The following is a 14487-nucleotide window of genomic DNA, read 5'->3' as shown; positions in this document are numbered from 1 at the left end:
CGCCCCGCTGACGATCGAGGTGCCGCTCGACACCCACAGGGCAGAGCCGATCAAGGCGGGAACGCTTGCGAATATCCGGCTCGATACCCTGCCCGACGCGCCGCAATCGGCCACGCTGACGCTGATGCGCGTGTCTCCCCCGCCGCAGACCACGCCCCCGCTTGCCGTGTTCACGATCGAGAAGCCCGGCCCGCAAGTCCGTCCCGGCATGAAGGCCACCGTCGAGATCGAACTGCCCGAGCGGCAGAACGTGCTGCTGGTCCCCAATGCCGCGCTGGAATTCGAGCCGGGCGCGCGTGGACCGCAGCGGCGCGAGCGCATCTTCGTGCTCGACGGCGGCGAGCCGCGCCGGGTCTACGTCACCGTCGGCGCCAGCGACGGCAAGCGCACCGAAGTCTTCGCGAACGACCTCAAACCCGGCGATCGCGCGATCATCGGTTGGCGGGACGCGACGGCCGGAGGCGGCCAGTCAGGCGGATGAAAGGTTCCTCCTGCAACAATTGCCGCGTCCGTGCGTATGGGCATTCGACGGAAAATCCGAGGCAACAAGGGTAAGCAGCATTCTGAACGACGACGCGCAGATGTCGCGCCGCACGGCCATGGGGCTGATGGCGGCGCTCGCAGCGGCAAGCGCCCTGCCTGACGGGGTGAAGGCCGCGACGGGCGGGCGTCTCGGTACGCCCGAGCCGTTTTCGTGGGATCGCCTGGTGGCACAGGCCCGCGATCTCGCCCGCAAGCCTTATGCGCCGATCGCCGAATCCACGCGCGCCGCCGCCGACTACGATGCGGCCGGGAAGCTGACTTACGGCGATGCCCCGATGGTTGCGGGCAACGTGCGGCTGTTCCCCGCCGTGCGCGGCACCGCGCCCAAACCAGTGACGATCGCGGTGGTCGAGGGCGGGCAGGCGCGCGCGATCGTCGATACCAGCGATCTGTTCGTCGGCGGTCACAACACCGACGCCGTAGGCTTCCGCGTCATGGACGCGACCGGCCGCAGCGACTGGCTGGCCTTTCAGGGCGCGAGCTATTTCCGCTCCTCCGGCGACCGCGACCAGTATGGCCTCTCGGCGCGCGCCATCGCCATCGACACCGGCCTTGCCACCGGCGAGGAGTTTCCCGACTTCACCCGCTTCTGGATCGAGCAGACCGGCGCCGACAGCGTGCGCATCCATGCCCTGCTCGACGGGCCGAGCCTTGCCGGCGCCTATGCCTTCGATTGCCGCAAGACGGCGAACGGGGTGACGCAGGACGTCACTGCCGCGCTGTTTCTGCGCAAGGACGTCAAGCAACTGGGCCTCGGCGCCGCGTCGAGCATGTTCTGGTACGACCAGTCGAGCCCCGCCCGCGCGCGCGGCGACTGGCGGCCGGAAATCCACGATTCGGACGGCCTCGCGATCTGGTCGGGCAATGGCGAGCGGGTCTGGCGGCCGCTGGAAAATCCCGCGGTGGCGCGGCTTCATGCGCTGCGTTCGGATTCGCCAAAGGGCTTCGGCCTGCTGCAGCGCGACCAGGCTTTCGATCACTATCAGGACGACGGCGTATTCTACGACCGTCGCCCCTCGCTCTGGGTCGAGCCCAAGGGAGACTGGGGCGCGGGCGCGGTCGGCCTCTATGAAATGCCGACGGGCAGCGAGACGCTCGACAACATCGCGCTGTTCTGGCGCCCCGACCGTCCCGCCAAGGCCGGGCAGCGCCGCGATTTCGCCTATCGACTGACCTGGACGTCCAAGGACCCGACCATCGATGGCGGCTCACGCTGCGTCGATGTCTTCGAAGGCCCCGGCGGCAGTCCGGGTTCGCCGCCGCTGGAAGGCGTGCGCAAGTTCGTGTTCGATTTCTCCGGTCCCGCGCTGGCGGGCCTCGACCGGACCAGCGGCGTCACGCCCGATACCGACTTGCCCAAGGCTGCGGTGGTCTCCGCCGTCGCCTATCCGGTGGCGCGGTCTGACGGGCGCTGGCGAGCGATGATCGACGTGCGATCCGCCGCCCTGACCCAGCCCCAGTTCCGACTTTTCCTCAAGCGCGGCAACTCCGCGCTCAGTGAGACCGTTATCAAGGCTCTAGAATCGTGAGTGCGACGCCGATGAACCATTCGCCGATGCTTCCGGCCGAATCGCCCATGGCGATGCCGATCCAGAACCTGTGGGGCAATCCGCCCGGCGCGCGCGAGGTGAAGACCGCGCCGCACGGGATGCTGGTCAAGCGCCTGCTGCTGCTCGCGCTCACTGCCGCCATCGGCCTCGCCGCATCGAGCACGGTCCGCATGGAACTCTCGCGCGACGGGCTCGACTGGGTCGAAGCGCTGCTGCTGGTGTTCTTCGTGCCGCTGTTCTGCTGGATCTCGTTCGGCTTCGTCACCGCGACGATGGGCTTCCTCAAGCTCATCACCGGCGAGCATCCCGGCTTCACCGCGCTGCCCAGCCCGGCTTCCAGCCTGCGCCACAAGACTGCCGTGCTGATGCCGGTCTACAACGAGGGCGTCGAGGAAGTCTTCGCCCGCGTGCGCGCCATGGCCTACTCGATCGCCGAAGCCGGCGGCGCGCCATGGATCGACTTCTTCGTCCTCAGCGATTCCAACCCCTTCCACGGCAAGCGCGAGGAAGCCGCCTGGCACGAACTGGCCGATCACGCGCCGATCAAGATCTACTACCGCCGCCGCGAGAAGAACATCGCGCGCAAGCCCGGCAATATCGCCGAATGGGTCAAGCGTTTCGGCGGCGCCTACGAGAACATGCTGATCCTCGACGCCGACTCGATGATGAGCGGCGAGACGATCGTGGGCATGGCCTCGATCATGGAGGAGCGCCCCTCGATCGGCCTGCTCCAGACGGTGCCGATGATCACCAACGCCCGGACCCTGTTCCAGCGCTGGATGCAGTTCGCAAGCGAAGCCTACGGCCCGATCGCGAGCGCCGGACTGCTGTGGTGGTCGGGCTCGGAGGCCAACTTCTGGGGCCATAACGCGATCGTGCGCACCCGCGCCTTCGCCGAGGCCTGCGGTCTTCCCGAGCTTCCCGGCAAGGCTCCGTTCGGCGGCCATATCCTCAGCCACGACATGCTCGAATCCGCCCTGCTGCGCCGGCGCGGCTGGGCCGTCCACATGGTCATGATCGGTGGTTCCTACGAGGAATTCCCGCCCACGATCATCGACATGGCGATCCGCGACCGGCGCTGGATGCAGGGCAACCTGCAGCACCTGCAGCTCCTCGGCGCCTCGGGCCTGCACTGGGCGAGCCGCCTGCACCTGCTGATTGGCGCCTCGGCCTACCTCACCTCGCCGGGCTGGCTGCTGCTGATCCTGACGATGATCGGCCAGGTCGCGACGCATGGCGATGGCGGCTTCGTCACCCTCGCCCCGCCAAGCGTGCTGGCGCTGACGGTGATGCTGCTGTTCGGCCCCAAGATCATGGGGCTGATCTGGGTCCTGGCCGACGGCGAGCGGCGCCGCAGCTTCGGCGGCGGCTTCGCGGCCGTCCGCTCGGTCCTGCTGGAGACGGTACTGGCGATGCTGCTCGCGCCGATCACCATGGTGACCCAGACCAAGGCGCTGCTCGGCCTGCTGCTGGGCATCTCGGCGGGCTGGAACACCCAGACCCGCGATGCCCGCCGCATCACCGTGCGCGAGGTGCTGCCCGACTTGCGCGAGCACCTGCTGCTCGGCGCGGGCCTGACGGCGACCGCGTTCCTCGACATGACGACGGCGATCTGGCTCTCGCCGATCATCGTCGGCCTGTTCCTCTCGCCCTGGCTTATCAGCCTGTCGTCTAGCGAGAACCTCGGCGACAAGGCGGACGCGGCCAAGGTTTTCCGCGTGCCCGAACCTGGCATCGTCGAGGCCAGCGAAGATCCGCGCAAGGAGGCCGCGATCCTCACCGAAGGTCAGTCGCTGGTCGAAGCCTGAACGAAAAACCGCGCCGCCGCTTCGGGAGCGGACGGGAAGTAGCCATGCATGTAGCTCGCCGTGAGCGAGCCGACGCGATAGAGCGCTTCCCCGTCCCGCCCGTCCGGCGTGCTGGCGCGAGCCTCCGGGACGAGCCCGGTTTCCAGCCGCGAATAATGAAACGTGTGCCCGCGCAAGGTCCCTCCCGGCAGCGCGATGTGCTGCATGCCGAGGGCGGCGAAACGCCGCTGCATCGCGGCGTGCCCCTCCAGCAATCCGAGCAGATCGGCCCGATACCCCTCTACGTCCGTCAGCGATGCACAGGCGTAGAGCATGCCCCCGCACTCGGCGAGAATCGGCCTGTCCGCCGCATGATGTGCCCGGATCGCTTCCAGCATCGGCGCATTGGCGGCAAGCGTCTGCAGATGCAGTTCCGGATAACCTCCGGGGAGCCAGATCGCCTCGCAATCGGGCAATCGCGCGTCATGAAGCGGTGAGAAGAAGGCGAGCTGCGCGCCTGCCCGTTCCAGCCATCGCAAGTTGGCGTGGTAGATGAAGGCGAAAGCCTCGTCCCGCGCGATGGCGATGCGCAGACCCGCCAGATTGGGGCTCTCCTCCGGGACCTCAGGCGCCGGGAAGCTCACCGGCGGCGGCAGGTCCAGCACGGCATCAGACAGCAGGCTCGCCGCCCGATCCAGTCGCGCGCCGAGATCCGCGACCTCGGCTGCCTGCACCAGCCCGAGGTGCCGCTCGGGCAGCGTCACTCCGGCCTCGCGCGGGAAAGTGCCCAGCCACTTCACCGACGCAGGCACGCCCTGCTCCAGCAATTCCGCGTGCCGCGCGCTGCCGACGCGGTTGGCGATCACCGCATGGACCTCCAGCCCCGGCCGGTAGGTCGCGAGGCCGTGGACCAGGGCGCCGAACGTCTGCGCCATCGCCGATCCATCGACCACCGCCAGCACCGGAAAGCCGAAGCGTTCGGCGAGGTCGGCGGCGCTGGGGTCACCGTCGAACAGGCCCATCGCGCCTTCGACGAGGATCAGGTCGGCCTCGCGCGCCGCTTCGTGCAGGAGGGCGCGGCACTGCGCCTCTCCGCACATGAACAGGTCGAGCTGATGGACCGGCGCGCCGCTCGCGACTTCGAGCACCATGGGGTCGAGGAAGTCCGGCCCAACCTTGAAAACGCGCACTTTTCTGCCCGCGTTGCGGTGTCTTCGGGCCAGAGCGGCAGTCACCAGCGTTTTGCCCTGACCCGAGGACGGAGCGCTGATCAGGTACGCCGGGCAGGCGGGGGCATCTTCTTGGCGCGGAGTGTCCATCGCCCCCGCACCTATGGTTTCCGGCAGGTCGGCGCAAGCATTGGCCTCTTGCGCGGCGCCCCGGCGCACGATACTTGCCGCGCCGCGACAGGTTCCCCGCGAGGGGATTGAAAGGGAACGCGGGTGAGATACCCGGGCTGCCCCTGCAACTGTAAGCGGAGAGCCGTTCTGCCACATGCCATTGGGGGTGCAAGCCCCTGAGAAGGCGGCCGAAATCGGCGACGACCCGTGAGCCAGGAGACCTGCCCGTCGCCGTCGTTCTTCGACCGGACAGGGTGTGCCGGACGAACGGGGGAAGTGCATTCCTCGCGCAACGACAGCCATCGTTCCGGCGGCCTGAGGGGGCTTGCGGGAGGTGTTGCGCTGCCTGTCCGCGCCCACTGTCCCAATATCCTTCACCGGCCGACGGAGCACCGCCGTTCGCATGAAGGAATACAAGTGAAACAGTATCTTATCATTACCACCGCCGCCATCGCACTGCTCGCTTCGGCCTCTCCGGCATTCGCCGACACAGCGGCACCCAACGATACCACAACGGCACCTGGCGATACCGACGGCGACACTCGGCAAGATGACAACATCGTCGTCGGCGCGCTTCGCACCCCCGTCGCGATCGAGCGCGTCTCCGCCACCGTGACCGTGCTGGGCGAGCCCGCGATCGTCGCCCTGCAGCCCATCGCCCTGACCGATGCCCTGCTGCGCACCCCCGGCGTCTCGATGTCGCGCAACGGCGGCTACGGCACCACCACCTCGCTGCGCATCCGCGGCGCCGATGCGGGCGAGACCGTCATGGTGATCGACGGCATGCGCCTGTCCGACCCCTCGGCGACGGCGGGCGGCTACGGCTTCTCCAACCTGCTGCTCGACGACGTCGACCGGATCGAGATCCTGCGCGGGCCGCAGTCGATCCTGTGGGGCAGCGACGCGACCGGCGGTGTCGTCAACGTGCGCACCCGCCGCCCGACCGAGCGGCTCGAAGGCAGCTTCGCCGTTGAGGCCGGAACCCATGACACCGTCTCCGCCCGCGCGGGCGTGGGCGGCACCTCGGACCTCATCGACTGGCGCCTCTCCGCCTCGCGTTTCACCACCGACGGTATCTCCGCCCGCGCGAACGGGACCGAGGCCGACGGTTTCCAGCGCAGCGCCGCCAGCGGCACCGTCACGGTGCGCGTCGTCCCCGGCGTCAGCCTCGACCTGCGCGGCTACTGGGCCGACGGGAAGAACGATTTCGACGGCACTTCGGGCGACACCCTCGCTTATGGCACCACGAAGGAATGGTCGGGTTACGCGGGCCTCAACTTCGCGCTGCTGGACGGCAAGCTCGTCAACCGCGTCGCGGTGCTGCAGAACGTCACCGACCGGGAGAACTTCGACCCCACCCGCTCGATCCGCGCGATCACCTTCGACGCGCACGGCCGCCTGCGCCGCTACGAGTACCAGGGCACCTACACCTTCAGCGACGCGATCCAGGCCGTGTTCGGCGCCGAGCGCGAGGAGCAGCGGATGACCACCGCCTCGCCGACGAACTCCGCCGCGCCCTACACGCTGACGCCCTACTCGGTGGACATGGACAGCCTCTACGCCGAACTGCGCGTGAGCCCGGTCAAGGGCCTCACCCTCGACGGCGGCGCGCGCTACGATCACCAGTCGCGCTTCGGCGGGCAGACCGTGTGGAGCGCAGGCGCGGCCTATACCCCCAACGAAGGCGCCACGGTGCTGCGCGCCAGCTATGACGAGGGTTTCAAGGCCCCCTCGCTCTACCAGATGTACAGCGCCTACGGCACCGCCGACCTCGCCCCGCAGAAGGCGAAGGGCTGGGAAGTGGGCGCCGAGCAGAACTTCGGCGAGGCGCTGCGCCTCACCGCCACGTGGTTCCAGCGCGACACCGACAACCTGATCGACTTCGCCTACTGCCCGACCAGCGGCACCCTGCCCGCCGCGTGCTACATCCCCGGCACCACGACCACGCGCTTCGGCTACTACGCCAACGTCAAGACGGCGAAGGCCAGCGGCCTGGAACTCGCCGCGTCGGCGAAGCTGGGCGTGCTTTTCGCCGAGGGCAACTACAGCTGGACCCGCGCCGAGGACCGCACTGAGGGCGCCTCGACTTATGGCCGTCAGCTGCAGCGCGTACCGCGCCACATGGCCAATGCCGAAGCGGGCATCGACCTGCCGCAAGGGCTTCGCGCCAGCGTCGCGGCGCGCTACTCGGGCGAGACCTTCAACGCCGCCACCGGCACCGCGAAGCTGGACGACTACTGGCTGATCGACTTTCGCGCGCAAGTGCGGATCAAGGAGAACCTGATGCTGCAAGGCCGCGTCGAGAACCTGACCGACAAGGACTACCAGACGGCGGCGGGCTATTCCGCACTGGGACGCACGGTCTACGTCGGCGTGCGCAGCCGGTTCTGATGACAAGGAAGGCCCACCCCCGCCCCCTCCCGCAAGCGGGAGGGGAGAAGCACAGCCCTCCCGTTTGCGGGAGGGCCGCGAGACTAGGCAGCTTGCTGCCTAGTCGCAGCGGGGTGGGCCTCACCACCAATACCAAGGTGACACCCCCATGCTGACGCCCGTACCTCCCGGCCCTTCGGTGGTCGTCTGCAATACCTGCCGCCACACCGCCGACGCCCGCGAGGACGAGACCGGCCAGCGGGGCGGCGCCCTGCTCGAAGCGGCGATGCGCAGCGTTCAGGCCGCCGACCCCGAACTGCAGGGCGTGCAGATCCAGGCCATGCCCTGCCTCTTCGCCTGCAGCCGCCACTGCACCGTCCACATCCGCGCACCGGGCAAAGTCGGCTACGTGCTGGGCGACTTCACGCCGGACGAAGACGCCGCCCGCGCCATCCTCGAATATGCCGCGCGCCATGCCGAAAGCGAGCACGGCTGCGTGCCCTTCAAGGAATGGCCGCAAGGCGTGAAGGGCCACTTCATCACCCGCACGCCCCCGGAAGGCTACGTCTGCACATGACCCGTTTCGCCGATCCCGCCTCCTTCGCCGCTGCCCTTGCCGCGCTGCCCGAACCCGACGAGGCCAGCCGCACCGCCGCGCTGAACCGTCAGGCCCGCCTCACCAAGCCGACCGGCGCGCTCGGCCGACTGGAGGACATCGCGGTGTTCATGGCCGGATGGCAGGGCAGCGAGCGCCCCGAGGCGGACCCGGTGCAGGCGGTCGTCTTCGCGGGAAACCACGGCGTCACCGCGCAGGGCGTCAGCGCCTACCCGCCCGAAGTCACCGTCCAGATGGTCGCCAACTTCGAGGCGGGCGGCGCGGCGATCAACGCCCTGACGGCGGCGTGCGGCGCGCGGCTCTCGGTGGTGGCGCTCGATCTCGACCGGCCGACCGGCGACATCACCCGCGAGGCGGCCATGAGCGCGGAGGAATGCCTCGACGCGCTGAACCAGGGCGCCGCCGCGCTAGGCGCCGATACCCGGCTGCTGCTGGTGGGCGAGATGGGCATCGGCAACACCACGCCCGCCGCCGCGCTCTGCGCCGCCGTGCTGGGCGGCTCCGCGCAGGACTGGGTCGGACGCGGCACCGGGATCGACGACCTCGGCCTCTCGCGCAAGGCGGTGGCGGTGGAGGCAGCCGTGGCGCTGCACTCCGGCGCCGCCACCGACGCCTTCGAAACGCTGCGCCTTCTCGGCGGGCGCGAGATCGCCGCGATGGCGGGGGCGATCCTCGCCGCGCGGCTGGCGCGGGTGCCGGTGCTGCTCGACGGGTTCATCGCCTCGGCCGCGATCCTGCCGCTGCTGCGGGACAACCCGCGCTTCACCGATCATTGCATCGCCGCACACTGCTCGGCCGAGGCGGGCCATGTGCTGCTGCTGGACAAGCTGGGGCTGGAGCCGCTGCTCCACCTCGGCCTGCGGCTGGGCGAAGGCACCGGCGCGGCGCTGGCGGTGCCGATCGTGCGCGGGGCTCTGGCGACGCACAACCGGATGGCGACGTTCGACGAAGCGGCGGTAACCGATAAGGCATGAGCGGCATCGCGCTCCACCTGATGCGCCACGGCGCCCCGGCAAGACCGGGCCTGCTGCTGGGCCACCGGGACGAGCCCGCATTGCCGTCCGAGACCGCCCGCTGCGTCGCGCGCGCCGAGGGGCTGACGTTCGATCGGGTGATCTCCTCCGACCTCTCGCGCACGCACGATCCCGCCGCGCGCATCGCCGCCGCGCGGGGGCTGGAGCACCGCGTCGATCCCGACTGGCGCGAGCTGGATTTCGGCGACTGGACCGGCCTTGCCGCCGCAGAGGTCGACCCTGCCGCCTATGCACGCTTCTGGCAGGACCCCGACGCCCACGCCCCGCCAGGCGGCGAGCGTTGGTCGGCCCTGCGCGCGCGGGTGGAGCGGGCACTGGCGGGGATCACGGTGCCGAGCCTCGTACTGACTCACGGCGGCGCGATGCGCGCGGCGCTGGCGGTACTGTTCCACATGGAGCAGCCGCAAGTCTGGGCCTTCGACCTGCCCTATGCGAGCTTGCTGAGCCTGCGCCTCTGGCCCGGCGAAGGCGCGCAGATCGTGGGGTTGTCGTAATGGCCTGCCTGCGTCCTCGTCGTCCCGGACTTGCTTCGGGACCGCTGGCCGTGAACAACCCACCGGGCTGCAGGCGCCCTGCCGAGCGCGCGCGCCTGAAGACAGCCACCGGTCCCGGATCAAGTCCGGGACGACGGGAGTGTGCGCCTTCATGAAGCACCTCGTCCTCGCCCTTCAGTTCCTCACCCGCCTGCCGCTCCCCGCCGTTCAGGCCGACGCGCAGGATTTCGCCAAAGCCATGCGCTGGTTCCCGGTCGCCGGGCTGGCGGTGGGCGTGGCGGTGGCTCTGCCCTGGTGGTTTTTGGGGTGGCTGCTCCAGCCGCGCGATCCGTGGCTGGGCGCTCTGGCCGCGCTTGCCGGTTGGGTGGCGATCACCGGCGCGCTGCATCTCGACGGCCTCGGTGACGTGGCGGACGGTGCGGGAGCCGCCCACGGCGACCGCGCGCGCCTCTCCGCCGTCATGGCCGACCCGCACGTCGGCAGCTTCGCCGTCGTCGCGATCGGCCTGCAGCTGCTCGCCAAGCTGGTGCTGCTCCACGCGCTGGCGCCCGCGCAATGGCCCGCGCTGGTCATGGTGCCGGTGCTGGCGCGCATCGCCCCGATCGGCTGGACGCTGTTCCTGCCGCCGCTGCACTCCGGCCTCGGCTCCCGCTTCCGCGAGGGCGTCAGCCGCCTGCACCTGATCGGCTGGAGCCTCGCCGCGATCCTCGCCGCCGTGCTGACCTCGCCCGCGCTGCTGGCGCTGTTCGTCGCCGTGCCGCTCTGGGGCTGGTGGCTGCGCGCGAAGCTCGGCGGCATCTCGGGCGACGGCCACGGCGCCGGGATCGAGCTTGTCGAGACCGCCCTGCTGCTCGCGCTGGTGCTGCTGCCGTGACCCCCGACCTGCTCCACCACGGCGGCCGCCTCGCCGAAGCCGCGCGCCTTTACGGCGGCGATCCGGCGCAGTGGCTGGACCTCTCCACCGGCCTCAATCCCGCGCCGTGGAGCCCGCCCGAAGACTTGCGCATAGACTGGCACGCCCTGCCCGATCCCGAAGCGCTCGCCGCCCTCGAACGGACCGCCGCCCGCCATTTCGGCGCCGAGCCCCGCCACGTCTGCGCCGTCCCCGGCAGCGAGACCGCGCTGCGCCTGCTCGCCGGAATCTTGGACCTGCCCGGCCGCGCGCTGGCCCCCGCCTACCGCACCCATGCCGAGGCCTTCGCCCGCTCCCGTCCGATCACCTTCGCCGCGCCGGCCGAGGGTGCCGAGGCCGTCGTCCTCGCCAACCCCAACAACCCTGACGGCCTGTTGCGCGAACCCGCCGCCGTGCTCGACTGGCACGACGCCATCGCCGCGCAAGGTGGCTGGCTGATCGCCGACGAAGCCTTCGCCGACTGCCACCCGCAAGCCAGCGCCGCCCGCCACGTCGCCGACGACCGCCGCCTCATCGTCCTGCGCTCTTTCGGCAAGTTCTTCGGCCTTGCAGGCCTGCGCCTCGGCTTCGTGATCGCGCCGAGGCACGTGCTGGACCGCCTGCGCGCCCTGACCGGCAGCTGGCCCCTCCACACCGCCGCGCTCGAACTCGGCAGCGCCGCCTATGCCGACGCCGCGTGGATAGAGCGCACCCGCGCCGAACTCCCCGGCCGGGCCGCCGCGCTCGACGCGGTGCTGGAGCGCCACGGCCTGTCCCCGCAAGGCGCCTGCCCGCTGTTCCGCTACCTCTCGGGCGTGGACGCAGGCGCGCTGTTCGAACGGCTGGCCAAGGCTCGCATCCTCACCCGTCCCTTCGCCGAGCGCCCCGACACCCTGCGCCTCGGCGTCCCCGCCGATCCCGCCGCGCTGGACCGCCTCGACCGGGCGCTTGGTGATGGCTGAACCCATCGCCGCCGCCGCGCTCGCGATCGAGGCCGCGCTCGGCTGGCCCGCCCGGCTCCATGCCCTGACCGGCCACCCGGTCGGCCTCTTCGCCCGGATCATCCGCGCTTGCGAGCGCCGCCTCAACCGCCGTGACGCCTCGCCCGCGCAGCGCCGCCTCGCGGGTGTCCTTGCCACTGCGCTGCTCGTCGCCCTCACCGGCGGCCTCACTCTCGCGATCGAGATCGCCGTCCGCGCCTTCGCAGGCGCATGGGCTTGGCCGATCCTCGCCCTGCTCGCCTGGCCCGCGATGGCCGCGCGCAGCCTCGACGACCACGTCCGCCCGATCCGCGACGCCCTGCTACGCGGCGACTTGCCCGAGGCCCGCCGCACCGTCGGCATGATCGTCGGCCGCGACACCCGCAACCTCGACGCGCCCGCCACCGCCCGCGCCGCCATCGAGAGCCTGGCCGAGAGCTTCTGCGACGGCGTCGTCGCGCCGCTGTTCTGGCTGCTCCTGCTGGGCCTGCCGGGCGCGTGGATGCTCAAGGCGATCAACACCGCCGACAGCATGATCGGCCACCGCGAGGAGCCTTACGGCCCTTACGGCTGGGCCGCCGCGCGCCTAGACGATCTCGTCATGCTGATACCCGCCCGCCTCGCCGGAATGCTGCTGTGCGTTGCGGGCATGGGGGCCGGGCTCAAGGGCTGGCGCGTGATGGCCCGCGACCACGCCCGCCACGCCTCGCCCAACGCGGGCTGGCCCGAGGCGGCGATGGCGGGCGCGCTGGGCATCCGCCTCGCCGGTCCGATCGCCTACGACGGCGTGCTTGCCGACAAGCCGTGGATCGGTGAAGGCGGCATCGCGGCACCGCACCACCTCTCCCGCGCGCTAACGATCTACCGACGCGCCTGCCTGATACTGGGACTGATCGCTATGGGAATCGCATGGCTGGCCTGATGCTGCAGGGAACCGGCTCCGACGTCGGCAAGTCGGTGCTGGTCGCAGGGCTCTGCCGCGCCGCCGCCAACCGGGGCCTTCGCGTCCTGCCGTTCAAGCCACAGAACATGTCGAACAATGCCGCCGTCACGCCCGAGGGCGGCGAGATCGGCCGCGCGCAGGCGCTGCAGGCCATCGCCGCGCGCGCGCCGCTCCATGTCGACATGAACCCGGTGCTCCTGAAGCCCCAGGCCGACCGCACCTCGCAGCTGATCGTCCACGGGAAGGTGCGCGGCACGCTGGGCGCCGCCAACTTCCGCGAGGCGCGCCGCCCGCTGCTCGGCGAAGTGCTCGAAAGCTACCGCCGGCTGGAGGCTCGCTGCGACCTCGTTCTCGTCGAAGGCGCGGGCTCTCCCGCCGAGATCAACTTGCGCAGCGGCGACATCGCCAACATGGGCTTCGCGCGCACGGCCGGGGTGCCGGTGGTGCTGGCGGGCGACATCGACCGGGGCGGCGTCATCGCCGCCGTGGTCGGCACCCGCGCGGTGATCGATCCCGAGGACGCGGCGATGATCCACGGCTTCATCATCAACAAGTTCCGCGGCGATCCCGCGCTCTTCACCGACGGCTACGAGGCGATCGAGCGCCTGTCCGGCTGGCGCGGCTTCGGCGTCCTGCCGTGGGAGCCCGCCGTCGCACAGCTGCCGAGCGAGGACGCCGTGATCCTCGAACGCGGGCTCGGCGCGAAGCCGGGCAAGCTGCTGGTCGCCTGCCCGATCCTGCCGCGCATCGCCAACTTCGACGACCTCGACCCGCTGCGGCAGGAGAGCGGCGTGGACGTCGCGATGATCCCGCCCGGCACCCCGATCCCGGCCGAGGCGGCGCTGATCGTCCTGCCCGGCTCCAAGGCGACGATCGCCGACATGGCCTTCCTTCGAACACAGGGCTGGGACATCGACGTCCTCGCCCACCACCGGCGCGGCGGGGCGGTACTGGGCATCTGCGGCGGCTACCAGATGCTCGGCCGCAGTATTGCAGACCCCCACGGCATCGAGGGGCCTCCGGGCGAAGTCGCCGGGCTCGGTCTGCTCGACGTGACGACGGTGCTGGCAGGCCGCAAGACGCTGCAGCAGGTCGAGGGCACGGCGATGAACGCCCCGTTCACCGGCTACGAGATGCACATGGGCGTGACCGAGGGGCCTGACGCCGCCCGGCCTTTCGCACGACTGGCGCAGGGCCGCGCGGACGGCGCCATCGGGCGAGACGGGCGGACTTTCGGCACCTACTGCCACGGCCTGCTCGCCAAGCCGGGCCTTCGCGGCGCCCTGCTCGCACGAATCGGCGCGCAGTCGGACGGCTTCGACAACGACGCCCGCGTCGATGCCGCACTCGATGCGCTGGCCGAGACGATGGAGCGCCATCTGGACATTGACGGGCTGCTCGCCCTGGCGGGAGTTACCTTATGATGCGCAGCCTTCTGGTCTTGGGCGGCGCCCGTTCGGGCAAGAGCCGCCATGCGCAGGCGCGCATAGAAGCGCAGCCCGGCCGCCTTTGCTACATCGCCACCGGGCAGGCATTCGACGGTGAAATGACCGAACGCATCGCCCGGCACCGCGAGGATCGCGGGCCGCGCTGGACCACGCTGGAGGAACCGCTCGATCTGGCAGGCGCCATCGACAGGGCCGCGCGGGGGGCGGACGCGGTGCTCGTCGACTGCCTGACGCTGTGGCTATCGAACCTGATGCTGGCGGACCTGCCGCTGGACGGGCCGGTCACAGCTTTGCAGGAGGCGATCCGTCGCTGCCCGGTCCCGCTGGCGCTGGTATCCAACGAGGTGGGCCTGAGCATCGTCCCCGAGAACGCCCTCGCCCGGCGCTTCCGCGACGAAGCGGGACGCCTGAACCAGACCATCGCCGCGACGGTCGATGAAGTCGAATTCGTCGCTGCGGGGCTGCCGCTCAAGCTGAAATAGAGAAATTC

Annotated in this window: 13 protein-coding genes and 1 riboswitch (1 of these 14 only partly in view); of the genes, 12 read left to right on the top strand and 1 reads right to left on the bottom strand. The window is 70.5% G+C overall.

Annotated features, from left to right (window positions below; genetic code table 11):
• The 3 genes from BES08_RS14595 to mdoH form a co-directional block, all read left to right on the top strand.
• On the top strand, nt 1-481 hold the 3' portion of the coding sequence (locus tag BES08_RS14595) for an efflux RND transporter periplasmic adaptor subunit (RefSeq protein ID WP_008829832.1). Its footprint begins 713 nt before the window's first position; only the last 481 of its 1194 coding nucleotides appear in the window; its start codon lies off the left edge, out of view; it ends in the stop codon at nt 479-481.
• A 100-nt stretch (nt 482-581) separates the two neighbouring features.
• Nucleotides 582-2072 (top strand): OpgD/OpgG family glucan biosynthesis protein, encoded by a 1491-nt coding sequence (locus tag BES08_RS14590; RefSeq protein ID WP_069708755.1) that lies wholly within the window; start codon nt 582-584, stop codon nt 2070-2072.
• Nucleotides 2073-2083: 11 nt separating this feature from the next.
• A complete protein-coding gene (gene mdoH, locus BES08_RS14585) occupies nt 2084-3901 on the top strand; it encodes a glucans biosynthesis glucosyltransferase MdoH (protein ID WP_069708754.1) in 1818 nt (605 codons plus the stop codon).
• On the opposite strand, the gene BES08_RS14580 is transcribed toward mdoH, so the two are convergent.
• Nucleotides 3880-5268 (bottom strand): cobyrinic acid a,c-diamide synthase CobB, encoded by a 1389-nt coding sequence (locus BES08_RS14580; protein ID WP_231958037.1) that lies wholly within the window; start codon nt 5266-5268, stop codon nt 3880-3882. The two genes, mdoH and BES08_RS14580, sit on opposite strands and share 22 nt — an antisense overlap.
• A gap of 3 nt (nt 5269-5271) precedes the next feature.
• Nucleotides 5272-5463: riboswitch (cobalamin riboswitch) on the top strand.
• Nucleotides 5464-5637: 174 nt separating this feature from the next.
• On the opposite strand from BES08_RS14580, the gene BES08_RS14575 reads away from it, so the two are divergent.
• The 9 genes from BES08_RS14575 (at nt 5638) to cobU (ending at nt 14479) form a co-directional block, all read left to right on the top strand.
• Entirely contained in the window at nt 5638-7611 is a 1974-nt protein-coding gene (locus BES08_RS14575) for a TonB-dependent receptor (protein WP_069708753.1), read from the top strand.
• A 148-nt stretch (nt 7612-7759) separates the two neighbouring features.
• Nucleotides 7760-8167: a DUF1636 domain-containing protein gene (locus BES08_RS14570; protein ID WP_069708752.1), complete on the top strand. Its 408-nt coding sequence runs from the start codon at nt 7760-7762 to the stop codon at nt 8165-8167.
• Nucleotides 8164-9180: a nicotinate-nucleotide--dimethylbenzimidazole phosphoribosyltransferase gene (gene cobT, locus BES08_RS14565; RefSeq protein ID WP_069708751.1), complete on the top strand. Its 1017-nt coding sequence runs from the start codon at nt 8164-8166 to the stop codon at nt 9178-9180. Before BES08_RS14570 ends, cobT begins: the two co-directional genes overlap by 4 nt.
• A complete protein-coding gene (locus tag BES08_RS14560) occupies nt 9177-9734 on the top strand; it encodes a histidine phosphatase family protein (protein ID WP_069708750.1) in 558 nt (185 codons plus the stop codon). The genes cobT and BES08_RS14560 overlap by 4 nt, the downstream gene beginning before the upstream one ends.
• A gap of 151 nt (nt 9735-9885) precedes the next feature.
• Complete coding sequence (locus BES08_RS33650) at nt 9886-10608, top strand: adenosylcobinamide-GDP ribazoletransferase (RefSeq protein ID WP_069708749.1); 723 nt, start codon at nt 9886-9888, stop codon at nt 10606-10608.
• Complete coding sequence (locus tag BES08_RS14550) at nt 10605-11588, top strand: threonine-phosphate decarboxylase (protein ID WP_069708748.1); 984 nt, start codon at nt 10605-10607, stop codon at nt 11586-11588. Before BES08_RS33650 ends, BES08_RS14550 begins: the two co-directional genes overlap by 4 nt.
• Nucleotides 11581-12528, top strand: a complete 948-nt coding sequence (cbiB, locus tag BES08_RS14545) for an adenosylcobinamide-phosphate synthase CbiB (protein ID WP_069708747.1) — start codon at nt 11581-11583, stop codon at nt 12526-12528. The genes BES08_RS14550 and cbiB overlap by 8 nt, the downstream gene beginning before the upstream one ends.
• On the top strand, nt 12516-13973 hold the full coding sequence (locus BES08_RS14540; RefSeq protein ID WP_069708746.1) for a cobyric acid synthase: 1458 nt from the start codon (nt 12516-12518) through the stop codon (nt 13971-13973). The genes cbiB and BES08_RS14540 overlap by 13 nt, the downstream gene beginning before the upstream one ends.
• Nucleotides 13973-14479 carry a bifunctional adenosylcobinamide kinase/adenosylcobinamide-phosphate guanylyltransferase gene (cobU, locus tag BES08_RS14535; protein WP_036525517.1) on the top strand — a complete coding sequence of 169 codons (507 nt, stop codon included), beginning with the start codon at nt 13973-13975 and terminating at the stop codon, nt 14477-14479. The genes BES08_RS14540 and cobU overlap by 1 nt, the downstream gene beginning before the upstream one ends.
• The last annotated feature ends 8 nt before the right edge of the window (nt 14480-14487 follow it).

The sequence above is a fragment of the Novosphingobium resinovorum genome, from assembly GCF_001742225.1.
GTDB lineage: Bacteria > Pseudomonadota > Alphaproteobacteria > Sphingomonadales > Sphingomonadaceae > Novosphingobium > Novosphingobium resinovorum_A.
The sequence above is the reverse complement of the archived record's forward strand: the minus strand, read 5'-3'. Positions and strand labels throughout refer to the sequence as shown.

Excerpts from the sequence above, each read along its gene's own strand:
- BES08_RS14590 (WP_069708755.1), top strand. The coding sequence starts at position 582 with ATGTCGCGCCGCACGGCCATGGGGCTGATGGCGGCGCTCGCAGCGGCA.
- mdoH (WP_069708754.1), top strand. The coding sequence starts at position 2,084 with ATGAACCATTCGCCGATGCTTCCGGCCGAATCGCCCATGGCGATGCCG.
- BES08_RS14570 (WP_069708752.1), top strand. The coding sequence starts at position 7,760 with ATGCTGACGCCCGTACCTCCCGGCCCTTCGGTGGTCGTCTGCAATACC.
- cobT (WP_069708751.1), top strand. The coding sequence starts at position 8,164 with ATGACCCGTTTCGCCGATCCCGCCTCCTTCGCCGCTGCCCTTGCCGCG.
- BES08_RS14560 (WP_069708750.1), top strand. The coding sequence starts at position 9,177 with ATGAGCGGCATCGCGCTCCACCTGATGCGCCACGGCGCCCCGGCAAGA.
- BES08_RS33650 (WP_069708749.1), top strand. The coding sequence starts at position 9,886 with ATGAAGCACCTCGTCCTCGCCCTTCAGTTCCTCACCCGCCTGCCGCTC.
- cbiB (WP_069708747.1), top strand. The coding sequence starts at position 11,581 with ATGGCTGAACCCATCGCCGCCGCCGCGCTCGCGATCGAGGCCGCGCTC.
- BES08_RS14540 (WP_069708746.1), top strand. The coding sequence starts at position 12,516 with ATGGCTGGCCTGATGCTGCAGGGAACCGGCTCCGACGTCGGCAAGTCG.
- cobU (WP_036525517.1), top strand. The coding sequence starts at position 13,973 with ATGCGCAGCCTTCTGGTCTTGGGCGGCGCCCGTTCGGGCAAGAGCCGC.